Here is a 20,731-nt window from a genome sequence, read left to right on the forward strand (position 1 = left end):
CATGCCGGGCCTGACCGAAGGACGGCGCGGTTCGAGGGCTTGCCGCCCGCGCGAGGCCGTGCGCGACGGCGCGCCGCTCTCCAGGGGCGGCATCGACGGCCTGCCCGGCGTCCCGAAGGAAAGCGCCGATCAGGCTCCGGCCGCCGCGGTGTCCTCCGGCGATGTCCGACTGTCGGCGGCGCGAAGGCCGAAACCGCGGGTGATCCGAGGGCCGCGACGATGCCGGCCGACACATGCGTCGAGCCGAAACCCGCCAAGACGAAACCCGCCAAGACGAAACCCGCCAAGACGAAACCCGCCAAGACGAAACCCGTCAGGTGCGGCGCCGATAAGCGCGCCCCGAGGAAGAGCGTCGCCGGTTCATCGACGCCGCGCGCGGCAGGAGCACGTGAGGACGAAGCCGGGTCCGCTTCCGTGCCGAAGCGGAGCGCGACCTCCGGGTCCTTGAGGGAGCTGGCCTATTGGTCCGTGATGGAGAAGCTGGCCCGCGCGACCATGACCAGTCTGCCCGCCTCGTCATAGGCGTGAGCGGAATATTCATTGACCCCGGTCAGGTCGCCTTCGTCGCGCAGGAGTTCCGTCAGGACTCTGCGCAAGAGCTCGCGGAGCGCGCCGTGGCTCGGGAGCTCGACGCCCTCCTCGTCCATGACCGTGACGTGGTTGGTCGTGCTGATGAAGTAGCGTGCCAAAAGACGCTCCACCATTTGGGCGGGAGCGCGCGTCTTCCGGCCGCTAGCGCCCGGAGAACGTTGCCAGCGATGAGCCGTGTCTAGTGTCGCGTCGGTGAGCTCACAATCACAAATGTACGCTAGGAAACACAACGCGACATTTTGCGCGGCCGTCATCATGGCGGCCAGTGAAGGGCCTCCCTCCCGAGCGGCCGCCCGCGCTGCTTGTCCTGCGCGCCGCCGGCGAACCCGCACGCCCTGAACGCCGCTGGCGCCGGGATCGGGCGAGTCGGCGGCTCTGGATCCCGGGCGCTGCGCGGCCCCGGAACGGCGGACGGGATGGGCACCCGGCGGCGTCGCCCGAGAGCGTGCCGGTGCGGGTCGCCCGACGGCCGGTCAGCCGCGCAGCGCGGTCTCGATCATCCGGGCCACCGCCAGGGTCCGGCCGTCGTCGCCGAAGCGGCCGATCACCTGGACGCCCACCGGCAGGCTCTGGCCGGGCACCGGCACGTTCACGCAGGGCACGCCCATCAGCGTCCACAGCTGGTTGAAGCGCGGGTCGCCCGTCGAATCCAGGGTCGCGGGTGCGGATCCCGGCGCCGAGAAGGTCAGGATCGCGTCGTAATCGGCGAAGAGGCCCTTCAGCACCCGCCGGGCGTGATGGCCGTGGCGGCGGGCATCGTCGTACTGGGCCGGCTCGATCGCCGCGCCAGCGTCGAGATGCTCGCGGACGCGGGGCGGGAGCGCGTCGGCGTGCGTGTCGTACTCCCAGGCGAGCGCCAGCCGCCCCTCGTAGTTCTGGATGATGCGGTGGCGCTCCCAGGCCTGCGCCAGCTCCGGCGGCAGGGCGAGGTCGCTCACCCGCGCCCCGGCCCGCTCGGCCGCCTGCCGGGCGCGCATCAATGCGGCTTCGGCCTCCGGTTCTGGGGCCTCGGCGAAGTCCTGCCGCACCACGGCGATGCGGGGGGCCGAGCCCGAATCCGCGCCGTCGATCTCCGGGCGTCCGGTGACCAGGGCGAGGGCATGGGCGACGTCCGCGACCCCGGCGGCGAACAGCCCGACCGTGTCGAGGGCCCAGGAATAGGTCTTCACGCCGACCGTGGGGATCAGCCGGAACGACGGCTTCACCGCCGCGCAGCCGCAATAGCTCGCGGGCCGGATCACCGACCCCGCCGTCTGCGTGCCGAGGGCCAGGGGCAGCATCCCGGCGCCCACGGCGGCGGCCGAGCCCGCCGATGAGCCGCCCGGCGTGTGGCCGGGATCGTGCGGGTTGACCGTCTCGGTCGGGTCGCTGCTGGCGAAGGCCGTGGTGGTGGTCTTGGCGAGGGCGACGGCGCCGAGCTGCTTCAGCCGGCTCACCACGGCGGCGTCACCCCGGGGCGTCCAGCCCGCGTAGATCGACGAGCCCATCTGGCTCGGCAGGCCGGCGCTGTCGATGATGTCCTTCACGCCCACCGCGATGCCGGCGAGCGGCCCGGTCTCCGGGATCGCCGGCGCCGGGTCGAGGGTGACCAGCGCGTGCAGGTCCGGCTCCCGCGCGGCGATCGCGGCGCGGCACAGATCGATCGCCCCCGCGGGGGTCAGGGTGCCGGCGGCGATGCGGGCGCGGAGGTCGAGAAGTGAAAGCATAATGCATTCAGTCTGCGGTCCGCGGCGCTGTCAACCGAGACGCCACAGGTCGCGTCATTCCCGAAACGCCGTTGACGAACGCTTTACGCGACCGTGCGCATCGTCCGGGTCATGTGGCGTGGCGTATCCCTGTTCTCGGCTCTGGCGCTGTTCGGCGCGGGCCTCACCGCGTGCTCGATCAATCATTTCGAGCGGCGCGAACCGTGGCGCGATCAGGCGGAGCAGGTCTGCCTGGCCAAGAAGCTCGTCGAGCCCTCGGAGTTCGTCACGCCGATCGCGGCCATGGACGGCCCCGGGCCGTGCGGCATGCAGCAGCCCTTCCGGGTGACGCGGCTCGGCGGCGGCTCCGTCCTGCTGAAGCAGCGGATGACCCTGGGCTGCCCGGCGCTGGCCGAGGCCGAGGCGTGGCTCGCCGACACGATCCAGCCGGCCGCCAACCTCTATTTCGGCGTGCCGGTGGCCGAGATCAACGCGGGTTCCTATTCCTGCCGCGGCCGCAACAACCAGCCCGGCGCCAAGCTCTCCGAGCACGGTTTCGGCAACGCCATCGACGTCATGTCGATCAAGCTCGCCGACGGCCACGTGATCACCGTGAAGGGCGGCTGGCGCGGCACGGAGGCCGAGCAGGGCTTCCTGCGCGAGATCTTCCTCGGCGCCTGCCAGCGCTTCACCACGGTGCTGGCCCCCGGCTCGAACGTGTTCCACTACGACCACATCCACGTCGATCTCGCCCGGCACGACCCGCGCGGTCTGAGGCGGATCTGCCAGCCGATGATCAAGTTCACGCCGCAGCTCGGCACCGGCGTCGAGCGGCCGCTGAGCCGTCCGGTCCCGCCGCAGCGCCAGCCTGCCGCCCCGCAGGCGCCGGTGGATGTGGAGCAGGACGATCCCTACGGCGTGTCGCCGATGTCGAAGGCCGGCGGCGCGACGCAGGTCGCCAGGGCGCCGGCCCGCCCGACCGCGGCATCGGCCTACACCGCCGCGCCGCCGGTGCGGCCGGCGCCACGGATCGCCGCGGCCGCCCCCGAGGAGCCCGCGCAGGACTACGACGAGCCGCTGCAGCTCGGCGCGCCACCGAGCACGGGGCCGATCTACTGACCGGGCGACGCCGGAACGCGGGTTGACGGGATCGGGCCGCGGGCCGGTCCCGCTCCGGGGGCATCGGCCGGCGAGTGTAGCGGCCGCGCCGCACAGGCCGCCAAAGCACCGGCGCGGGGCCGCCGGAGCTTGACTGGCGGCGCGGCCGGGCCATCGTTCGCGGATGCAGGATCGCACATCCGTCGAGGCACGCGCCATGCGCCCGCTCTTTCACGGCTTCGCCCTCGGGCTGGCCCTTCTCGCCCTGGCCCAGCCGGCGCTGGCCCGCTCGGCCCGGGAGGACATCGAGCCCGCCGAGGAGCGGATCTTCCCCTTCGACGCGCAGATCCCCGGCTGCCAGGACCCGTCGGTGCTGGAGCGGGTCTCGACCAACTTCGCCGAGAAGGAGGCGAAGTTCTGGAATTCGTCGATGACGATCCTGTCCTTCGACACGATCGAGCGCACCGCCTGGCGGCCCTGGGGCCTCGACACCTATCCCCGCCGCTTCTGCACCGCGACCATCACCACGTCGGACGGCGTCCGCCGCAAGGTCGACTACTCGGTGCGCGAGAGCCTCGGGATCATCGGGGCGACCTGGGGCGTCGAGTTCTGCGTCCACGGGCTCGACCGGGACCTCGCCTACGCCTACGCCACCGCCTGCCGGATGGCGCGTCCCTGACCATGCGCAGGCTCGCCGCCGGCCTCGCGGGCCTGCTCCTCGCCGGGCCGGCCGCCGCCCAGGATTACGGCGGCTTCGCCCGTGGCGGCACGCCGGGCGCGTTCGACTTCTACGTCCTCGCCCTGTCGTGGTCGCCGACCTACTGCGCGGGGCCGGGCGCACGCCGGGACGACGTCCAGTGCGCCCCCGGTCGCGGCCTCGGCTTCGTCGTCCACGGCCTGTGGCCGCAATATGCCCGCGGCTATCCGGAGAACTGCTCGGCGGTGAACCGTGCGCCCACCCGGCAGGCCATGGAGGTGGCCGGACAAGTCTATCCGAGCGAGGGGCTCGCCCGGTACGAGTGGCGCAAGCACGGCACCTGCTCGGGCCTCGATCCCGCCGCCTATTTCGCGGCCGCTCGCACGGCGCGGCAGGCGGTGACGATCCCTGACGGCCTGACGGGCGGCTCCCCGCCGCAATCCCTCGCCCCCATCGAGATCGCGCGGCAATTCGTGGCGGCCAATCGCGGCCTGCGCCCCGACATGATGGCGGTCACCTGCACCCGCGGGCAACTGCAGGAGGTCCGGATCTGCTTCGGCAAGGACCTGCGCGGCTTCGCCCCCTGCCCCGAGGTCGCCCGCGGCAATTGCCGGGCGCCCGAGGTGCGTCTCGACGCCGCCCGCTAGGTTTTTTCGGCGTTTTGCGCGCCGGGCGCTGGACCTGGGGTGCCGGATCGGCTTGAGCGCGCGGCCATGAACTATCGGCACGCCTTCCACGCCGGCAACCACGCCGACGTCCTCAAGCACCTCGTTCTGGCGCGGGTGCTCGACCACCTGCGCCTCAAGGACAAGCCGTTCCGGGCGCTGGACGCCTTCGCAGGGCTCGGCGTCTACGATCTCGAGGCCGACGAGGCGGCCCGCACCGGCGAGTGGCGGGAGGGGTGGGGCCGGATGGCCGCGCCCTTCGCGCCGGATGTCGAGGCGCTGCTTGCGCCCTACCGGGCCGCGGTGGCGGCGGTGCAGGCGCGCGACGGCGCCACCGCCTATCCCGGCTCGCCCGCCCTGATCCGCGAGGCGCTGCGCCCCGGCGACAAGGGCGTGTTCGTGGAACTCCATCCGGCGGATGCCGCCACGCTGCAGGACCGCTACGCCCGCGATCCCCGCACCAAGGTGATGAGCCTCGACGGCTGGACCGCGATCAACGCCCAGATCCCGCCGCCGGAGCGGCGCGGCCTCGTGCTGATCGATCCCCCCTACGAGGTGCCCGGCGAGATCGAGCGCCTCGGCGCCCACCTCGCCCGGGCGGTGGCGAAATGGCCCACCGGGGTGTTCCTGGCCTGGTATCCGATCAAGGACACCGAGGCCCTCGACCGGATGGTCCGCGACCTCGATGCCGCCCTGCCCCGCCCGGCCCTGCGGCTCGATCTCCTGATCGAGCGGCCGGGCGACCCGACGCGGCTCACCGGGAGCGGCCTGATCGTGGTCAACCCGCCGTGGCGCCTCGCCGAGGAGGCGATGCTGTTCCTGCCGGCCCTGGCCGAACGGCTGGCCCGGCATGAGTTCGGAGGATTTCGCTGCGATCCGATCGGTCCCGCGGCCTGACACGGTAGACTTGGGCCGTGCCGGGAAAGCTGTTCCGGACGCCCGCAAAGGAAAACGCCGGTCCGCCCGGACGATTGTGGCGGCAAAGTCACATTTCCGCGTCGAACGTGTTCAGCGATAGGGATCTGCCCAAAAAATATGCAACTGCTCTATGTTTGATTTTGTGTCATTCGCAGCGCGATGTCAGCTTGGCCGTAGACGAATCCGAACGAGCTCCGAACCATGCTGAAGCGATCCGCCCTGGCCGGCCTGGCCACCGTGCTGCTGTCCTCGACCAGCATCCTCGCGGCCGATCTGTCGGCCCCGGCGCCGGTTCCCGTCGCGCCCCCCGCCGAGCCGTGCAAGGCCACGCTGATCGGTCCGGCCTATAGCGGCGTGATCAAGGCCAACCCGAATCCGAGCTGCTTCTCCGCGGGTCCGCTCGGGGACCTCTACGTGGGCGGCGCCATCACCGGCTACGGCTACACGCAGTCGAACCCGTTCGCCTCGTTCTCGACCCCGGCGGCGCCCAACGACCGCGACCGGTCGGCCCGGTTCGACTTCTCGAACGTGCAGGGCATCATCCAGAAGCCCGAGGGCGCGTTCCAGTTCTACATCCAGGCCGGCGGCTACTCGATCCCGCAGCTCGGCTTCCCCACGCTCGGCACTTTCACCCAGACCGATCTCCTGTTCGGCCCGGTCCCGGTCGCCTTCGGCAAGATCCAGATCAACGATGAATGGTCGGTCCAGGGCGGCCGGATGTTCACCCTGATCGGCACCGAGCTGCTGTTCACCTACCAGAACCTGAACATCAACCGCGGCCTCCTGTTCGTGCAGGAGAACTTCATCAACCAGGGCGTGCAGGTCAATTACAGCAGCGGCCCGCTCTCGGTGTCCCTCGCGGGCACGGACGGCTTCTTCTCCAACGAGATCACGTGGTTCACCGGCAACGTCGCCTACAAGCTCGACGACTACAACACGATCGGCGTCAACGGCGGCCTGAACGTCGGCCGGACCAACGCCCTCGACCGCAGCCCGCGCTACCAGTTCGCGACGCCGAACCTCCAGCAGAACAGCGGCATCTTCAACATCAACTACACCTACGCGAACGGCCCGTGGATCATCTCGCCGTACTTCCAGTTCACCAATGTCGAGCGGGACCTGCGCGTCGGCATCGCCAACTCGGCGTCGACCTACGGCGGCGCGCTGCTGGCGGCCTACTCGTTCACCGATAATTTCTCCCTGGCCGGCCGCGTCGAGTACACCGAGCAGACCGGCGTCCGCGGATCCGGCGGGACCAACCTGCTGGGCTTCGGTGCGGGCAGCAACGCCTTCTCGGTCACCGTCACGCCGACCTTCACCTTCGACCGGTACTTCTTCCGGGTGGAATACGCCCACGTCGAACTCGGCGGGATCACCCGTGGCAACCTCGCGGAGGGGACGCTCGGCACCGGCTTCGGCCGCACCGGCAACAAAACCTCCCAGGACCGCTACATGGTCGAGACCGGCATCACCTTCTGATCGGATGACCCGGACCGGTTCACGGAACCGGTCGCCAGCAAGCCCCCGGCCTCAGGTCCGGGGGCTTTTTGTTGTCTGCTGAAATTGAAGGTGTTCTGGCAAATCGATTGCGACATTTGTAGTAATCGACTTCGTATATCGTCGTATTGTTGTGACGATATGTGCTCGATGAGCCGCCGATCTTGCGGTCGTCTGAACGAGACTTGCGTCGTTGCTGGGCCGATCCGTATAAAGACGATGGGACTCGACCGACGGGGGCGTTTCGGATGGCTTCGATCGAGGCGCTCGCGGCGACGCTCTGGAGCCTGGCCGCACTTGGCATGACGCCGAAGGCGCTGCGCGTCGCCGTCCGCGAGACGCATCCCGACGCGTCCAGGAAGGATGTGGTGCGGGCAGCCTTCTACGCCCTGGTCGCGGTGCAGCCCCGGGACGGGGGCGGGCTGAACGAACTGCACAGCTTCGCCCTGGCGGAGCGCTCGCCGGACGACGAGGCGTCCTTCGCGCTCGGCCCGCGGCGCACGAAGGTGCGGCGGCGTGGAGCCTGAGACCTGAGACCAGCGGTCGGGGTCCGCCCGCCGGCCATGGGGCTCAATCCCGTCTGAGCAGGCGGCGGCCCGGGCGGTGCCCCTCCTCGCCGGTGTCGCGAAAACCCAGCTTCTGCAGCAGGCCCCAGGACGCGACGTTGGCCGGGCGGCATTCCGCCACCACGAGGCGCGCCGGGAAGCGCGCGCCGAGAAGGCCGAGGATCGCCGATACGGCCTCGTAGGCGAAGCCGCGCCCGCGGGCGGCGCCCCCGATCCAGTATCCGATCTCGATCGTGCCGGTGCCGCGCAGATGCGTCCCGACCACCCCAACTAGGTCGCGTCCCGCCGGATCGGGGGCGACACCGGGATCGGCGCCGCCGCGGGTCCAGGCCCCGAGGAAGCAGTCCCGGCCACGCCGGCCGCTGCGAATCAGATCCTCGGCATCCTGGAGCGTGAACGGGGTCGGCAGGAAGTCCACCGCGGCGGTGATCGCCGGATCGTCGGTGAGCCGGCGCAGGGCCGCTGCGTCCGCGGGCTGAAGGGCAGCGACCGAGAGGCGCGCGGTCTCGATCGCCGGCAGATCGGCCAAGCTGTCGCGCGCGCCGCGGATGGTAAACATGTCCACGATGTGGGGAGCCGCCCAGGTAGGAAAAGGGACGGTCTCGCCCCTGGGTTTCATCCCCGGCACGGCGCGAAACCCTGCGCGCTCCTTCGCTTCTGGGTCGCAGGTATGCGGAACGGGAACGGTTGCTTAACCTGAATCCGTCTTCATTGGGGCATCAGGTTGCGTCAGGCAAACGGGTGTGTCGATGCGGGTGCGCGGTACGGGTCAGATGTTGCGGACGCTGTCGCGCGTCGCGCTCATCGGCATGATCGGCGGGGCGGCCGCCGCCTGTTCCTCGGACGCATCGCGGCTGGGCAACCCATTCTCGAATCCGTTCGACTCGGAGCCTTCCGCCACCGGCAGCCTGCCGGACGGATCCCTGAAGTCGGTGCCGCCGGTCCGGACCGGCCGCATCCAATCGGAGGCGCTGAGCGCGCCCGGCGCCGCGCGTCCGGCCGCCGCCGCGAGTCCGGCCCAGACCCCTGCTGCCGCCCCCGCGACCCGAGTCGCCTCCACCGGCGGCGTCGGCTGGAGCGCCGAGGGCGGCACGCAGATCACCGTCTCGCGCAACGACAGCCTGAACCAGATGTCCACCCGCTTCGGCGTGCCCGCTTCGGCGATCCTGGCCGCCAACGGCCTGAGCAACGCGAGCCAGATCACGCCCGGTCGTCAGATCGTGATCCCGGTCTACAACGCCTCCGGGCTGAACCCCGCCGCGGCCCCGATGTCCGCCCGGCCCGCCCGGGCTGCCGAGGAGAAGCGCGAGGACGCCAAGCAGGTCGAGAACAAGATCGCCGCGAAGCGCGAGGAGGCCAAGGAGGCCGCCCAGAAGCTCGCCGAGGCGAAGGCCGCCAAGGAGGCGGCGCAGAAGGCCGCCGCCGCCGAGGAGGCGGAGCGCAAGGAGGCGCTCGCCCGCGACGCCGCCGCCCGCAAGGTCGCCGACGCCAAGACCCGCAAGGACGCCACCGCGAAGGACGGCGAGAAGCCGAAGCACGTGCGTCCCGGACAGGTCGCCAAGGCCGAGGAGAAGAAGGCCGACGACAAGAAGGCGGATCCGAAGCTCGAGGCGAAGGCGAAGGCCGAAGCCAAGGCCCAGGAAGCCCGCGCCGAGGCGAAGGCCGCCGCGAAGGCGGAGGCCGCCCAGAAGCTCGCCGAGGCGAAGGCCGCCAAGGAAGCCTCCAAGGAGGCGGCCAAGCAGGCCACCAAGGAGGCCGCCAAGGAGGCGGCGCAGAAGCCCGCCGCCGCCGAGAAGGTCGCCGCCAAGGAGACGCCGAAGCCGGTGGCCGCCGCGGCTCCTGCCCAGGCCAAGTCCGAGCCCGCCGCCACCGGCTCCGTGGCCGAGGCGACGGAGAACTTCCGCTGGCCCGCCAAGGGCCGGGTGATCTCCGGCTATGGCAGCTCCGGCAACGAGGGCATCAACATCGCCGTCCCGGAGGGCACCCCCGTCAAGGCCGCCGAGGAGGGCACGGTGGCCTATGCCGGCTCCGACGTGAAGGGCTACGGCAAGCTGGTCCTCGTGCGTCACGCCAACGGCTACGTCTCGGCCTACGCCCACAACGGCGAGATCGACGTGAAGCCCGGCGAGAAGGTCAAGCGCGGTCAGACCATCGCGAAGTCCGGCGCGTCGGGCAACGTGACCTCGCCGCAGCTCCATTTCGAGATCCGCAAGGGCGGCGCGCCCGTGGATCCCATGTCCCAGCTCGCCAGCAACTGAGCCGACCGGCAAGACGGCGGCACGCGGCGGCGGTCCCGGACGGGGCCGCCGTTTCGCGTTGAGGACCGCCGGTCCGGCCGCGCCGCGCCGGCCTTCCCCGCGCCCGTGCCGTGGCTGCCTAGGCCTTAGGCACCTGCAGGGTCCCGTCGGGGCTGTGGTGGTCCACGGTCTCGGGAAGGGCCTGCGCGAGGGTCGGGAACAGCTGGTCCATCGGGATTCCGAGCTTCCCCGCCATCTGGCGCACCTGATCGTTGTCGAGGACCTTGCGCAGGTCGTCGGCGGTGATCGGCTCGTTGGGCCCGCGGCCGAGCCAGGAATTGACCTGGCTCTCGTAGCCGGATCGCCGGAGCTGATCGAGCAGGGCGTTGAGCCCGCCGGGCAGGACCTGCTGGATCACGCCCGGCAACGCCTTGAGGGCGATCTGCCCCAGCGAGCCGCCGAGGGAATTGAGCAGACTCATGTGGGCCTCGCGTCGAAGGATCGGTCAACGGGAGTTTAGGGCGTCGTCCGGAAAGCGGGAGAGGCCGGCGGCTGCCCCCGGCCCGCGTGAACCGCAATTTAGTCGACAGGACCCGGACTTTGGCCCGGTATGCCGGCCCGGACACGGTTCCACGGTCGACGCGAATGAGAGTCCTGGCACCGTCTTTCGTGCTCGTGGTCGCGGCCGGTGCGGCGGTGGCGCTGCCGGCCGCGGAGACGGCGCGGTCGTCGGAGGCGCGCCCCCTCGCCGATGCCATCTTCGTTCGGCCGCTCTACGGCACGTACCGGCATTGCGGCGGATCCTGCCTGAAGAGCGGCGCGCTCTCGTGGTTCTGCTTCGCGAAGCAGAGCTGCCATCTGAGCTGCGCGACCGCCCCGCCTCTGATGAAATGCGCGGCCCCATGAGGTCCCGATGATCAGCGGACCTGCGTGCTGAAATTCGGCTGGGGCTTCAGGCTCCCGTTCTCGCTCTGATCGGCGACGGCGGCGGGCAGGAACTCCGCGAGCACGGTGGGAACGCGCGCGTCCGGCACGCCGAGATCGTAGGCGAGCCGCTCGGTCACCGCCTCCGGCAGGCAGGCCGCCAGCGCGGAGGCCGGAACCGGCTGCCGCGTGCCCGGCGAGAGCCACGAATCGACGGCCGCGCCGTGTCCGGTCTCCCTCAGGCGGTCGAGGAAGGCCGCGAGGCCGCCGGGATAGAATTTCGCGAGCGCCAGGGCGAGCTTGCCGCTGCCGGTCTCCTCAAAGGCCCGGTCGGCCGCCGCGACCACGTCGCCGATCAGGTTCTTCGCACCGTCGAGCAGTCCCATCGTTCTCCACCGTCGCGCTTCTTCGTCGCAGGAGAAGTCGGGCGCGACGCGGCGGCGGCAAGCGCGTGCGGCAATTGCGCGGCGAACCCGCTAGGATCGCCCCGTGGCGAGGGGGAGTCGTTCATGGAACGCGTGCGGGCCGGCGTGCTGGACATCGCCTATCGGGAATTCGGTCCGCCGGACGGGCCGCCCGCCGTGCTGCTCCACGGCTTCCCCTACGATATCCAGGCCTGCGAGGCGGCGGCCCTGCGGCTCGCCGCCGACGGGGTGCGCTGCCTCGTCCCGTACCTGCGCGGCTACGGCCCGACCCGGTTCCTGGACCCCGCCACGCCGCGCTCGGGCGAGCAGGCGGCCCTCGGGGCCGACCTGCTCGCCTTCCTCGACGCCCTCGGCATCGGGCGCGCCGTGCTCGCCGGCTACGATTGGGGCGGCCGGGCCGCCTGCGTGGTGGCGGCGCTCTGGCCGGACCGGGCCCGGGGCCTCGTGAGCTGCGGCGTCGGCTACAACATCCAGAACATCCCGGCCGCCGGGCGGCCGGTCGCGCCGGAGACCGAGCACCGTCTCTGGTACCAGTACTACCTCCACGGCGAGCGCGGCCGCGCCGGCCTCGCCGAGAACCGGGATGCCTTCTGCCGCCTGCTCTGGCGGCTCTGGTCGCCGACCTGGGCGTTCGACGCGGAGACCTTCGCGCAGACCGCCCGCGCCTTCGACAATCCCGACTTCGTCGACGTGGTGGTGCATTCCTACCGCCACCGCTTCGGGCTCGTGCCGAGCGATCCGGCGCTGGTGGAGATCGAGGCGCGGCTCGCCGCCCAGCCGGCGATCGCCGTGCCGACGGTCGTGCTGCTCGGGGCCGATGACGGCGTCGGGCCGCCGCCCGCCACCGATACGGACGCCCGCCACTTCACGGGACCGTACCGGCGTGAGATCGTCGCGGGGGTCGGGCACAACTTTCCCCAGGAGGCGCCGGAGGCCTTCGCGGCGGCGATCCGCGCCCTGTTGTGAGCGCGCCGCATCGGCCTGTCGCTTCGACGTTGCTTTCGGGTAGCCCCTGGCTATAGTCCGCGCGCTTTTCGACAGGTCTGCGGGCGCCTCATCCGGCGGCAGACCTGCACGCCATTCGCAGGAGACGCTCGTTGATCACCCCCGCCTTCGCGCAAGGGGCCGGTGCGGCCGCTGGCGGAGCGGAGATCGCCTTTCAGGTGGTCCCGTTCGTTCTGATCTTCGTGATCATGTACTTCCTGATCCTGCGGCCGCAGCAGAAGCGGGTCAAGGACCACCAGGCGCTGCTGAAGTCCGTGCGCCGGGACGATACGGTCGTCACCAACGGCGGCCTCGTCGGACGCGTGACCAAGGCGTCGGACGACCAGCCCGAGATCGAGGTCGAGATCGCCCCGAACGTGCGCGTTCGGGTGGTCCGGTCGATGATCTCCGAGGTCCGCGCCAAGGGCACGGTGAAAGCCGCCTGAGTTCCCGGTTGAACCGGCCGGCGTCGTGCGCCGGCCCAAAAGAGAAAAAGACGGCCGATGCTGCGCTTCTCCCGTGCGAAGATCATCGCGACACTGGGCTTGATCCTGGTGGGGCTGATGCTCGCCGTGCCGAGCTTCTTCTCGCCCGAGCAGCGCAAGGGCTTCGTCGCCAGCCTGCCCACATGGTTCCCGAGCTGGATCGTGCCGACCCGCGCCATCGTGCTCGGCCTCGACCTGCAGGGCGGCTCGCAGCTCCTGCTTGAGGTCGACCAGAACGAGCTGGTCGCCTCCCAGGCCAAGGCCCTGCGCGACGACGTGCGCCGCGTGCTCCAGCAGGAGAATGTCCGCGCCGACGGCGGCATCGGCCTCCTGCCGCGCGGCGTCCAGGTGAAGATCGACGACGCCGCCGCCCGGGCCAAGGTCCTGCCGAAGCTTCAGGAACTGTCGCAGCCGATCACCACCTCGATAGGCCAGACGGCGGCCCGCACCCTCGACATCTCCGAGCAGCCGGGCGGCGTGATCCGCCTCATGCTGACCGATGCCGGCATCACCGACCGGACCCGCCGGGCCGTGAGCCAGGGCATCGAGGTCATCCGGCGCCGCCTCGACTCCACCGGCACCACCGAGCCGTCGATCCAGCAGCAGGGCGCCGACCGCATTCTGATCCAGGTGCCGGGCGAGCAGAATCCCGAGCGGCTGGAAAAGCTCCTCGGCTCGACCGCCAAGCTCGAGTTCCGCATGCTCGCCGACAGTCCCTCGGGCGACGTCGACATGCTGCCCTCCAAGGACGAGAAGGGCGCCAAGGTCCCGGTGGAGCGCCGGGTCATGGCCGACGGCGGCGAGCTGACCGACGCGCAGCCCGCCTTCGACCAGCAGTCCCACGAGCCGATGGTGAGCTTCAAGTTCAACCTGCGCGGCGCGCAGCGGTTCGGGCAGGCGACCTCGGAGAATATCGGCCGGCGCATGGCGATCGTGCTCGACAACGAGGTCGTCTCCGCACCCGTGATCCGCTCGGCGATCACCGGCGGTTCGGGCCAGATCACCGGCAACTTCACCGTCCAGCAGGCCAACGACCTGGCGGTCCTGCTCCGGGCCGGCGCGCTGCCGGCCAAGTTCACCGTGGTCGAGCGCCGCGTCGTCGGCCCGGGCCTCGGCCGCGACTCCATCGAGGCCGGCAAGCTCGCGACCCTGGTGGCGGCGGGCCTCGTGGTGGCCTTCATGTTCGCGACCTACGGGACGTTCGGCTTCATCGCCAACATCGCACTGATCGTCCACGTCGGGCTGATCCTGGGCCTGATGTCGGTGCTGGAGGCCACCATGACGCTGCCGGGCATCGCCGGCATCGTGCTCACCATCGGCACCGCGGTGGATTCGAACGTCCTGATCTACGAGCGCATGCGCGAGGAGAGCCATGCCGGCCGCTCGCTGATCTCGGCGCTGCAGGCGGGCTTCGACCGGGCCTTCGCCACCATCATCGACTCGAACTCGACCATGGCGATCGCCGCCCTGATCCTGTTCTTCCTCGGCTCGGGCCCGGTGAAGGGCTTCGCCGTGGTCTTCATCCTCGGCATCCTGACGACGGTCATCACCGCGGTGACGCTGACCCGGATGATGATCGCGGTGTGGTACAAGACCTTCCGGCCGAAGACCCTGCCGTTCTGAACGAGTTCACTTTCGGGAGACGCATCACCGGCGGAAGAAGGCCGCTCCAGACCATCACCTCATCCTGAGGTGCCCGCGTCAGCGGGCCTCGAAGGGGCCCTCCAGACGGCGCTGCGATCCCTGGAGCCCTCCTTCGAGGCCTCCGCTTCGCTCCGGCGCCTCAGGTCGAGGGTTAGGGTGGGACGAGCGGACCGGTGCTGAGATCTCCCAAACGTTAGGTCCGTTTCCATGCGCCTGCTCCGCCTCTGGCCCGATGAATCGCATTTCGACTTCATGCGATTCCGGCGCTTCACCTTCCCGCTCTCGGCGGTGCTGTCGCTCGTCACGGTGGCGCTGTTCCTGACGATCGGGCTGAACTTCGGCATCGACTTCAAGGGCGGGACCCTGGTCGAATTGCAGGCGAAATCCGGCACCGCGGATGTCGCGGCGATCCGCCATACGGCGGCGGGCTTCGGCTTCGGCGAGCCGGAGGTGCAGGAACTGGGCAACCAGGGTACCGTGCTGGTCCGCCTGCCGCTCCAGCCCGGCGAGCAGGGCCAGACCGCGGTGATGAACAAGGCGCACGCCGCCTTCGACAAGGATTACGAGTTCCGCCGCACCGAGACCGTCGGCCCGCGCGTCTCCGGCGAACTCGTGCAGTCCGGCACGCTGGGCGTCGTGCTCTCCGTCGTGGCGGTGCTGCTCTACCTCTGGTTCCGGTTCGAGCGGGAGCTGGCGCTCGGCGCCATCGTCGGCACGCTCCACGACATCGTGCTGACGGTGGGCGTGTTCATCATCACCCGGATCGAGTTCAACATGACCTCGATCGCGGCGATCCTGACCATCGTGGGCTACTCGCTCAACGAGACCGTGGTGGTGTTCGACCGGACCCGCGAGCTGATGCGGCGGTACAAGACCATCCCCACCGTCGACCTGCTGAACCTGTCGATCAACTCGACCATGTCGCGCACGGTGATGACGTCGATCTCGTCCTCCCTGTCGCTGCTGGCGCTGGTGCTGTTCGGCGGCGAGGCGATCAAGGGCTTCGCCGTGGTGATGCTCTGCGGCGTCCTGATCTGCACCTACTCGGCGATCTTCATCTCGACTCCGGTGTTGATCTATCTGGGCCTGATGCTCTCGGGCGCCCGCGCCGCGTCCGAGCGGTCCGGCGTCCCGCAACCGGCGGAGTAGTCCTTTTTCCGAGATGGCCGATCAGCCAAGTCCGAAGACCTTCGACTCCGGCTTCGTGCCGGGTCGCCACATCATCGACACCTACGGCAATGGCGGCTTCCGCTTCGCCGGGATGTCGCATCGCGGCTCGATCCTGCTGCTGCCCTCGGGGGTTCGGGCCTGGGAGGTGACGGAGCCGAGGGCGATCGACCGGACGGCCCTGCGGCCGGTCCAGGCTGAATCGGAGGGGATCGAGCTGCTGCTCGTCGGCACCGGCCTCGACATCGCCGCCATCGACCCCGCCTTGCGGGGCTGGCTCAAGGATTTCGGCGTCGGCCTCGACGTGATGCAGACCGGGGCCGCGGCCCGGACCTACAACATCCTGGTGGCCGAGAACCGCAAGGTCGCGGCCGCGCTGATCGCGGTGGCCTGATGCCGGAGGTCGAGGGCAGGACCACCGAGACCGGGCTCGCCTTCGCGCAATCCCATTGCGAGGATCTTGTGCGGACCGGCGATCCGGACCGCTACTACGCCACCCTGTTCGCCCCGGCCGCCGCCCGTCCGCATCTCTTCGCCCTCTACGCCTTCAGCCTGACCATCGCGCGGGTGCGCGAGGCGGCCTCGAACCCCCTGGCCGGCGAGATCCGCCTGCAATGGTGGCGCGACGCCCTCCAGGGGGAGGCCCGGGGCGACGTGCGCGCCAATCCGGTGGCGGCGGCGCTGGAGGAGGCGATCCGGGTCAACCGTCTCGGTCGCCAGCCCTTCGTCGACCTGATCGACGCACGGGTGTTCGATCTCTACGAGGACCCGATGCCCCGGGTGAACGACCTGGAGGGCTATTGCGGCGAGACCGCCTCGGCCCTGTTCCGGCTGGCGAGCCTCGTGATCGGCAACGGCACAGAGCCGGGCGGCGCGGGGGCGGCCGGCCATGCCGGGGTTGCCTACGGGATCACCGGACTCCTGCGTGCCCTGCCCTGGCACGCCCGCTCGGGGCAGGTCTATCTGCCGGCGGACATCCTCGGCCGCTACGGCGTCACCCGCGAGGACATCGTCACGGGCCGCGGCGGGCCGGGCCTGCGCCGGGCCTGTGCCGACCTGCGCGACCTCGCCCGGCAGCACCTCAAGGCCTTCGAGGCGGCGCGTCCGACCATTGCCCCCTCGGCGGGCGCCGCCTTCCTGCCCACGGCCCTGGTGGAGCCCTACCTCGCCGCCATGGAGCGGGCCTCCTACGACCCGCTCAACACGCCCGTCGAACTGCCGCGCTGGCGCCGGCTGTGGCGCCTGTGGCGGGCGGCGCGGCGGGTGGGCTGAGGGTCGCTCCACCGTCCTCGCGAGGGGGCAATCCAGCGGCGCCGCGCTCGCAAATGTCGCCCGGCCCTCGGTCGCTTCGCGGCGCGTGCCCCGTCGGCTCGGCGTCAGAGAACCCGCGCCAGTCCCGGCATCAGCGCCGTCAGCCGCACCGGCGCCCCCGGTTCCGGCTCGGCCTCCGGCGTCGGCAGCACCGCGACCCGGCAGCCGCCCTCGCCCCTGAGGCCCGTCACCAGCCGTCCGCCGGGTTCGAGGGCCGCGCGCCAGTGCTGCGGGATCGCCGCGACGCTGCCGTGGACCAGGATCCGGTCGAATCCCCCGTCCGGCAGGTCCGGGGCCAGCCCGTCCGCCCGGACGACATGCACCTCGGACAGGGCCGCGAGCCGCCGCGTCGCCGCCCCGGCCAGGGAGGTGTAGCGTTCCAGGCTGAGCACCGCCCCGGCCCCGAGCTGGGCGAGCAGGGCGGTCACGTAGCCCGAGCCTGTGCCGATCTCCAGGACGCGCTGGCCCGGCTCGAGCCGAAGCAGCGCCAGCATCACCGCCACGGTGGAGGGGGCCGTCATCGACGCGCCGCAGGACAGCGGCAGGGCGATGTCCCGCCGCGCATGCTCCCGATGCTGCGGCGGCGCGAAGGTGTCCCGGGGCACCTGTTCCATGGCCCGCAGCACCGCGGTGTCCCGCAGGCCCCGGCCCCGGAGCGCCATGACGAAGGCCGCGTTGCCGGCAGCCTCTTCCAGGCTGCCCAGATCGATCACTCGGCGAAGGCCTGCGCGAAGCGCGTCATCGTCGGCTCGTCCGTGAGATCGAGGCGCAGGGGCGTCACCGAGATCCGCTTCTCGGCGATGGCTTTCAGATCCGAACCGTGGCCCGGCTCGAACCGGGCCTTGGCGAAGGCCAGCCAGAAATACGGGTTGCCGCGCCCGTCGACCCGGGCGTCGATGGACAGCAGCGCCTGATTGCGGAAGCCCTGCGCGGCCACCGCGATGCCCTGCACGTCGGCCGGTTCGCAATCCGGAAAATTCACGTTGACCAGGATGCCGGGCTCGATCCCGGTCTCCAGGATCTTCCGGACGACCTTCGCCCCGTGCGTCCGGGCACAGTCCCACTTGAGGGCGCCGCGTCCGCCCACCCCGTAGGCTTGGCTCAGCGCGATCGAGCGGATGCCGAGGATCGTCCCCTCCATGGCGGCCGCGATCGTGCCCGAATAGGTCACGTCCTCGGCGACGTTCTGGCCGCGGTTGACCCCCGACAGGACGAGGTCCGGCCCGTGGTCGCCCAGGATGTGGCGCACGCCCAGGATCACGCAGTCCGACGGCGTCCCCTTCACGGCGAAACGCTGCTCCGAGACCTGCCGCAGGCGCAGCGGGTCGTTGAGCGACAGCGAGTGCGACACGCCGGACTGGTCGCTCTCCGGCGCCACCACCCAGACGTCGTCCGACAGCTCCCGGGCGATCTCCTCCAGGGTACTGAGCCCCGGCGCGTGGATGCCGTCGTCGTTGGTGACCAGGATGCGCATCAGCGGGTGCCCTCGATCCGGTTGAGCCCGCCCATGTAGGGGTGGAGCACCGACGGGATCGTGATGCTCCCGTCCGGGTTCTGGTAATTCTCCATCACGGCGATGAGCGCGCGGCCGACCGCCACGCCCGAGCCGTTGAGGGTGTGGACATAGGCCGGCTTGCCGTCCTTGCCCCGGTAGCGGGCGTTCATCCGCCGGGCCTGGAAGTCGCCGCAGACCGAGCACGACGAGATCTCGCGGTGGGTGCGCTGGCCCGGCACCCAGACCTCGATGTCGTAGGTTTTTTGCGACGCGAAGCCCATGTCGCCGGTGCAGAGGGTCATGACCCGGTAGGGCAGATCCAGCTTCTTCAGAACCGCCTCGGCGCAGGTGAGCATCCGCTCGTGCTCGGTGGCGGATTCCTCCGGTGTGGTGATCGAGACCAGCTCGACCTTGTTGAACTGGTGCTGGCGCAGCATGCCGCGGGTGTCGCGCCCCGCCGACCCGGCCTCGGCCCGGAAACAGGGCGTCAGCGCGGTGAAGCGCAGGGGCAGCTCCTCCTCGCGGAGGATCGACTCGCGGACGAGGTTCGTCAGCGGCACCTCGGCGGTGGGGACGAGCCAGAACTTCTCGGTGCTGCCGGAGGCCGGGTCCGCCGCGGAGTCCAGCGTCTTCACGGCGTCCAGACCCTTGAACACCGAGAACTGATCGTCCTCGAACTTCGGCAGCTGCGCGGTGCCGAACATGGCGGCGTCGCGCACCAGAACCGGCGGCGCCACCTCCAGGTAGCCGTGCTCCTGGGTGTGCAGGTCGAGCATGAACTGGCCGAGCGCCCGCTCCAGCCGGGCGAGCTGACCTTTCAGCACCACGAAGCGCGCGCCGGACAGCTTGGCCGCCGCCTCGAAATCCATCAGGCCGGCGGCCTCGCCGAGTTCGAAATGCTCGCGGCCCTCGGTAAGCCGCTCGCGGGTCGCGGCGTGGCTGCGGTAGAGGACGTTGCCGTGCTCGTCGGCACCCTCGGGCACGTCGGGTTTCGGCCGGTTCGGGATCGCGGCGAGCTTGTCCGCCAGCGCCTTGTCGGCCGCGTCCTGCGCGGCCTTCAGCTCCGGCTCGGCGCCCTTCAGGGCCGCGACCTCCGCCATCAGGGCGGCGGCGCGGTCCTCGTCCTTGGCCTTCTTGGCGCCGCCGATCTCCTTGGCCAGGGCGTTGCGCCGCTCCTGGTTGGCCTGCGCGGCCGAGACCGACGCCTTCCGCGCCTCGTCCAGCGCGATCAGCGCGGCCGAGAGCGGCGCGAGGCCCCGGCGGGCGAGGTCGCTGTCGAAGGCGTCCGGGTTCTCCCGGATGGCGCGGATGTCGTGCATCGAGTCGGCTCGGATCTTCTGCGCAGCGTCGAGCGCGCGGGCTCCGCTTTGCCGCATCGCGTCCGGTGGGACAAGCGCGGGGGCGCGTCCGGGCCGACGGTCAGCTCTTCGGCGGCGCGATCTTGAGCTGGTCGATCGCCCAGAGCCACGTCCCGTCCGCCTGCTCCCGGGCGGCCTCCACCGACAGGGCGCCGTTCGGCAGCCGCGCGAAGGTCATGGCGAGGGGGCCGTTGCGCAGGGGCGGCAGCGTCTCCGGGGCCGGGAAGTCGGATTTGCGCGCCAGCAGGTCGGCGTAGAAGCTCCGGATCTCGGCATGGCCCGTGGCGACGACCCGGCCGGCGGCCAGCACCGCGTCGGGCTCGTAGAGGGCGACGAGGCCCTCGACATCGCCGGCATTGGCGCGCTGGTTGAACAGGACGGCAAGGTCCTCGGGGGCGCGGGCGGGTTCTCGCGTCTGATCCGACATGGCGTCTCCTCGTCCGGCTCCGTCGGCCGGTTGGTGCTGCGGCAATGCGCCGGGCGGCCGATCTTTCCCCGGGGCGCCGGTCATTTCAGGCGCGTGCCGTCGCGATCGGCCACCGACACGGCGACCGGGATCCCGGCCTTCACGCTCTCCGAGACGGTGCAGAACCGCTCGAACTGCTCCAGCACCCGGTCGATCCGCGGCAGGTCGGCCGCCGCCGCGCCGAGGCGGATCCGCACGTCGATCGCGGTGACGCGGAGCCGCCCGGCAGGGTTGCGCTCCAGCCGGCAGGACGCCTCGGCGGCGACGCCCCGCGCCTCCTGGCGGAACTTCCCCAGGGCGAAGACCAGGCTGGCGCAGAGGCAGTTCGCGACGCCGGAGATCAGCAGCTGCTCGGGGAACGGCCCGGTCCCGCCGCCGATCGGGGGCGACTCGTCGGTGAGAAGCGCCGGCAGGGCCGCGCCGAAATCCACCGTGAAGACGTAATCGGCGACCTGGGTGATCCGGATCGTCGGTCCCGCGTCCATCATGCCCCCCGGCCGTTACGGCACCCGTGCTGC

At 70.9% G+C, this 20,731-nt stretch carries 24 protein-coding genes; 14 read left to right on the forward strand and 10 right to left on the reverse strand.

Features of this window, described 5'->3' with window-relative positions; all coding sequences use genetic code 11:
- Positions 1 to 458 precede the first annotated feature (458 nt).
- Both MCBMB27_RS08900 and MCBMB27_RS08905 read right to left on the reverse strand, forming a co-directional pair.
- Complete coding sequence (locus MCBMB27_RS08900) at positions 459 to 689, reverse strand: DUF6894 family protein (protein ID WP_075381905.1); 231 nt, start codon at positions 687 to 689, stop codon at positions 459 to 461.
- 375 nt (positions 690 to 1,064) lie between these two features.
- Positions 1,065 to 2,297 carry an amidase gene (locus MCBMB27_RS08905; protein WP_075380241.1) on the reverse strand — a complete coding sequence of 411 codons (1,233 nt, stop codon included), beginning with the start codon at positions 2,295 to 2,297 and terminating at the stop codon, positions 1,065 to 1,067.
- Between the two features lie 111 nt (positions 2,298 to 2,408).
- On the opposite strand from MCBMB27_RS08905, the gene MCBMB27_RS08910 reads away from it, so the two are divergent.
- The 6 genes from MCBMB27_RS08910 (at position 2,409) to MCBMB27_RS08935 (ending at position 7,678) form a co-directional block, all read left to right on the forward strand.
- Positions 2,409 to 3,395 (forward strand): extensin-like domain-containing protein, encoded by a 987-nt coding sequence (locus MCBMB27_RS08910; RefSeq protein WP_043384942.1) that lies wholly within the window; start codon positions 2,409 to 2,411, stop codon positions 3,393 to 3,395.
- Between the two features lie 196 nt (positions 3,396 to 3,591).
- Positions 3,592 to 4,053, forward strand: coding sequence for a hypothetical protein (locus MCBMB27_RS08915; protein ID WP_043350928.1), 462 nt, complete (start codon positions 3,592 to 3,594; stop codon positions 4,051 to 4,053).
- Positions 4,054 to 4,055: 2 nt separating this feature from the next.
- The gene (locus MCBMB27_RS08920; protein ID WP_043350900.1) at positions 4,056 to 4,718 is read left to right on the forward strand and encodes a ribonuclease T2 family protein; all 663 of its coding nucleotides are present in this window, start codon (positions 4,056 to 4,058) and stop codon (positions 4,716 to 4,718) included.
- A 66-nt stretch (positions 4,719 to 4,784) separates the two neighbouring features.
- The gene (locus MCBMB27_RS08925; protein ID WP_043350901.1) at positions 4,785 to 5,633 is read left to right on the forward strand and encodes a 23S rRNA (adenine(2030)-N(6))-methyltransferase RlmJ; all 849 of its coding nucleotides are present in this window, start codon (positions 4,785 to 4,787) and stop codon (positions 5,631 to 5,633) included.
- A gap of 222 nt (positions 5,634 to 5,855) precedes the next feature.
- A complete protein-coding gene (locus MCBMB27_RS08930; RefSeq protein ID WP_043350904.1) occupies positions 5,856 to 7,133 on the forward strand; it encodes a porin in 1,278 nt (425 codons plus the stop codon).
- Positions 7,134 to 7,399: 266 nt separating this feature from the next.
- Complete coding sequence (locus MCBMB27_RS08935) at positions 7,400 to 7,678, forward strand: hypothetical protein (protein ID WP_043350907.1); 279 nt, start codon at positions 7,400 to 7,402, stop codon at positions 7,676 to 7,678.
- 43 nt (positions 7,679 to 7,721) lie between these two features.
- Here MCBMB27_RS08935 and MCBMB27_RS08940 read toward each other — a convergent pair whose 3' ends face one another.
- Positions 7,722 to 8,276 (reverse strand): GNAT family N-acetyltransferase, encoded by a 555-nt coding sequence (locus MCBMB27_RS08940; RefSeq protein WP_043384948.1) that lies wholly within the window; start codon positions 8,274 to 8,276, stop codon positions 7,722 to 7,724.
- Positions 8,277 to 8,466: 190 nt separating this feature from the next.
- Here MCBMB27_RS08940 and MCBMB27_RS08945 point away from each other — a divergent pair, with 190 nt between their 5' ends.
- Positions 8,467 to 9,975 (forward strand): peptidoglycan DD-metalloendopeptidase family protein, encoded by a 1,509-nt coding sequence (locus MCBMB27_RS08945; protein WP_075381906.1) that lies wholly within the window; start codon positions 8,467 to 8,469, stop codon positions 9,973 to 9,975.
- A 118-nt stretch (positions 9,976 to 10,093) separates the two neighbouring features.
- On the opposite strand, the gene MCBMB27_RS08950 is transcribed toward MCBMB27_RS08945, so the two are convergent.
- Entirely contained in the window at positions 10,094 to 10,435 is a 342-nt protein-coding gene (locus MCBMB27_RS08950; RefSeq protein WP_043350910.1) for a YidB family protein, read from the reverse strand.
- A 164-nt stretch (positions 10,436 to 10,599) separates the two neighbouring features.
- Here MCBMB27_RS08950 and MCBMB27_RS08955 point away from each other — a divergent pair, with 164 nt between their 5' ends.
- Positions 10,600 to 10,860: a hypothetical protein gene (locus MCBMB27_RS08955; RefSeq protein ID WP_075380242.1), complete on the forward strand. Its 261-nt coding sequence runs from the start codon at positions 10,600 to 10,602 to the stop codon at positions 10,858 to 10,860.
- Between the two features lie 11 nt (positions 10,861 to 10,871).
- Here MCBMB27_RS08955 and MCBMB27_RS08960 read toward each other — a convergent pair whose 3' ends face one another.
- Positions 10,872 to 11,264, reverse strand: a complete 393-nt coding sequence (locus MCBMB27_RS08960; RefSeq protein ID WP_053608351.1) for a YidB family protein — start codon at positions 11,262 to 11,264, stop codon at positions 10,872 to 10,874.
- Between the two features lie 123 nt (positions 11,265 to 11,387).
- Between MCBMB27_RS08960 and MCBMB27_RS08965 the strand changes: the two genes are divergently transcribed.
- From MCBMB27_RS08965 to MCBMB27_RS08990, 6 genes are all read left to right on the forward strand, one after another.
- Positions 11,388 to 12,269 carry an alpha/beta fold hydrolase gene (locus tag MCBMB27_RS08965; RefSeq protein ID WP_053608352.1) on the forward strand — a complete coding sequence of 294 codons (882 nt, stop codon included), beginning with the start codon at positions 11,388 to 11,390 and terminating at the stop codon, positions 12,267 to 12,269.
- A gap of 131 nt (positions 12,270 to 12,400) precedes the next feature.
- Positions 12,401 to 12,733, forward strand: a complete 333-nt coding sequence (yajC, locus tag MCBMB27_RS08970) for a preprotein translocase subunit YajC (RefSeq protein ID WP_012319243.1) — start codon at positions 12,401 to 12,403, stop codon at positions 12,731 to 12,733.
- A 57-nt stretch (positions 12,734 to 12,790) separates the two neighbouring features.
- Positions 12,791 to 14,395, forward strand: a complete 1,605-nt coding sequence (gene secD / locus MCBMB27_RS08975; protein WP_043350919.1) for a protein translocase subunit SecD — start codon at positions 12,791 to 12,793, stop codon at positions 14,393 to 14,395.
- 228 nt (positions 14,396 to 14,623) lie between these two features.
- Positions 14,624 to 15,565 carry a protein translocase subunit SecF gene (secF, locus tag MCBMB27_RS08980; RefSeq protein WP_043757501.1) on the forward strand — a complete coding sequence of 314 codons (942 nt, stop codon included), beginning with the start codon at positions 14,624 to 14,626 and terminating at the stop codon, positions 15,563 to 15,565.
- A 13-nt stretch (positions 15,566 to 15,578) separates the two neighbouring features.
- Positions 15,579 to 15,977, forward strand: coding sequence for an Mth938-like domain-containing protein (locus tag MCBMB27_RS08985; protein ID WP_043384961.1), 399 nt, complete (start codon positions 15,579 to 15,581; stop codon positions 15,975 to 15,977).
- Complete coding sequence (locus tag MCBMB27_RS08990) at positions 15,977 to 16,855, forward strand: phytoene/squalene synthase family protein (protein WP_043757506.1); 879 nt, start codon at positions 15,977 to 15,979, stop codon at positions 16,853 to 16,855. The genes MCBMB27_RS08985 and MCBMB27_RS08990 overlap by 1 nt, the downstream gene beginning before the upstream one ends.
- A gap of 104 nt (positions 16,856 to 16,959) precedes the next feature.
- Here the strand turns inward: MCBMB27_RS08990 and MCBMB27_RS08995 are convergent, their stop codons facing one another.
- The 5 genes from MCBMB27_RS08995 to MCBMB27_RS09015 form a co-directional block, all read right to left on the reverse strand.
- Positions 16,960 to 17,607, reverse strand: a complete 648-nt coding sequence (locus MCBMB27_RS08995) for a protein-L-isoaspartate O-methyltransferase family protein (protein WP_043346673.1) — start codon at positions 17,605 to 17,607, stop codon at positions 16,960 to 16,962.
- Positions 17,604 to 18,368 (reverse strand): 5'/3'-nucleotidase SurE, encoded by a 765-nt coding sequence (surE, locus tag MCBMB27_RS09000; RefSeq protein ID WP_075380243.1) that lies wholly within the window; start codon positions 18,366 to 18,368, stop codon positions 17,604 to 17,606. The genes MCBMB27_RS08995 and surE overlap by 4 nt, the downstream gene beginning before the upstream one ends.
- A complete protein-coding gene (gene serS, locus MCBMB27_RS09005) occupies positions 18,368 to 19,708 on the reverse strand; it encodes a serine--tRNA ligase (RefSeq protein ID WP_075381907.1) in 1,341 nt (446 codons plus the stop codon). Before serS ends, surE begins: the two co-directional genes overlap by 1 nt.
- 100 nt (positions 19,709 to 19,808) lie before the next feature.
- Positions 19,809 to 20,174 carry a YybH family protein gene (locus tag MCBMB27_RS09010; RefSeq protein WP_075380244.1) on the reverse strand — a complete coding sequence of 122 codons (366 nt, stop codon included), beginning with the start codon at positions 20,172 to 20,174 and terminating at the stop codon, positions 19,809 to 19,811.
- An 80-nt stretch (positions 20,175 to 20,254) separates the two neighbouring features.
- Complete coding sequence (locus tag MCBMB27_RS09015) at positions 20,255 to 20,698, reverse strand: OsmC family protein (protein WP_075381908.1); 444 nt, start codon at positions 20,696 to 20,698, stop codon at positions 20,255 to 20,257.
- Positions 20,699 to 20,731 lie beyond the last annotated feature (33 nt).

Source organism: Methylobacterium phyllosphaerae (assembly GCF_001936175.1).
In the GTDB taxonomy this organism is placed as follows: domain Bacteria; phylum Pseudomonadota; class Alphaproteobacteria; order Rhizobiales; family Beijerinckiaceae; genus Methylobacterium; species Methylobacterium fujisawaense.

Bases quoted from the DNA above. Each gene is read 5' to 3' on its own strand.
- MCBMB27_RS08905 (WP_075380241.1), bottom strand. From the start codon at position 2,297: ATGCTTTCACTTCTCGACCTCCGCGCCCGCATCGCCGCCGGCACCCTG.
- MCBMB27_RS08910 (WP_043384942.1), top strand. From the start codon at position 2,409: ATGTGGCGTGGCGTATCCCTGTTCTCGGCTCTGGCGCTGTTCGGCGCG.
- MCBMB27_RS08915 (WP_043350928.1), top strand. From the start codon at position 3,592: ATGCGCCCGCTCTTTCACGGCTTCGCCCTCGGGCTGGCCCTTCTCGCC.
- MCBMB27_RS08920 (WP_043350900.1), top strand. From the start codon at position 4,056: ATGCGCAGGCTCGCCGCCGGCCTCGCGGGCCTGCTCCTCGCCGGGCCG.
- MCBMB27_RS08925 (WP_043350901.1), top strand. From the start codon at position 4,785: ATGAACTATCGGCACGCCTTCCACGCCGGCAACCACGCCGACGTCCTC.
- MCBMB27_RS08930 (WP_043350904.1), top strand. From the start codon at position 5,856: ATGCTGAAGCGATCCGCCCTGGCCGGCCTGGCCACCGTGCTGCTGTCC.
- MCBMB27_RS08935 (WP_043350907.1), top strand. From the start codon at position 7,400: ATGGCTTCGATCGAGGCGCTCGCGGCGACGCTCTGGAGCCTGGCCGCA.
- MCBMB27_RS08940 (WP_043384948.1), bottom strand. From the start codon at position 8,276: ATGTTTACCATCCGCGGCGCGCGCGACAGCTTGGCCGATCTGCCGGCG.
- MCBMB27_RS08945 (WP_075381906.1), top strand. From the start codon at position 8,467: ATGCGGGTGCGCGGTACGGGTCAGATGTTGCGGACGCTGTCGCGCGTC.
- MCBMB27_RS08950 (WP_043350910.1), bottom strand. From the start codon at position 10,435: ATGAGTCTGCTCAATTCCCTCGGCGGCTCGCTGGGGCAGATCGCCCTC.
- MCBMB27_RS08955 (WP_075380242.1), top strand. From the start codon at position 10,600: ATGAGAGTCCTGGCACCGTCTTTCGTGCTCGTGGTCGCGGCCGGTGCG.
- MCBMB27_RS08960 (WP_053608351.1), bottom strand. From the start codon at position 11,264: ATGGGACTGCTCGACGGTGCGAAGAACCTGATCGGCGACGTGGTCGCG.
- MCBMB27_RS08965 (WP_053608352.1), top strand. From the start codon at position 11,388: ATGGAACGCGTGCGGGCCGGCGTGCTGGACATCGCCTATCGGGAATTC.
- secD (WP_043350919.1), top strand. From the start codon at position 12,791: ATGCTGCGCTTCTCCCGTGCGAAGATCATCGCGACACTGGGCTTGATC.
- secF (WP_043757501.1), top strand. From the start codon at position 14,624: ATGCGCCTGCTCCGCCTCTGGCCCGATGAATCGCATTTCGACTTCATG.
- MCBMB27_RS08985 (WP_043384961.1), top strand. From the start codon at position 15,579: ATGGCCGATCAGCCAAGTCCGAAGACCTTCGACTCCGGCTTCGTGCCG.
- MCBMB27_RS08990 (WP_043757506.1), top strand. From the start codon at position 15,977: ATGCCGGAGGTCGAGGGCAGGACCACCGAGACCGGGCTCGCCTTCGCG.
- surE (WP_075380243.1), bottom strand. From the start codon at position 18,368: ATGCGCATCCTGGTCACCAACGACGACGGCATCCACGCGCCGGGGCTC.
- serS (WP_075381907.1), bottom strand. From the start codon at position 19,708: ATGCACGACATCCGCGCCATCCGGGAGAACCCGGACGCCTTCGACAGC.
- MCBMB27_RS09010 (WP_075380244.1), bottom strand. From the start codon at position 20,174: ATGTCGGATCAGACGCGAGAACCCGCCCGCGCCCCCGAGGACCTTGCC.
- MCBMB27_RS09015 (WP_075381908.1), bottom strand. From the start codon at position 20,698: ATGGACGCGGGACCGACGATCCGGATCACCCAGGTCGCCGATTACGTC.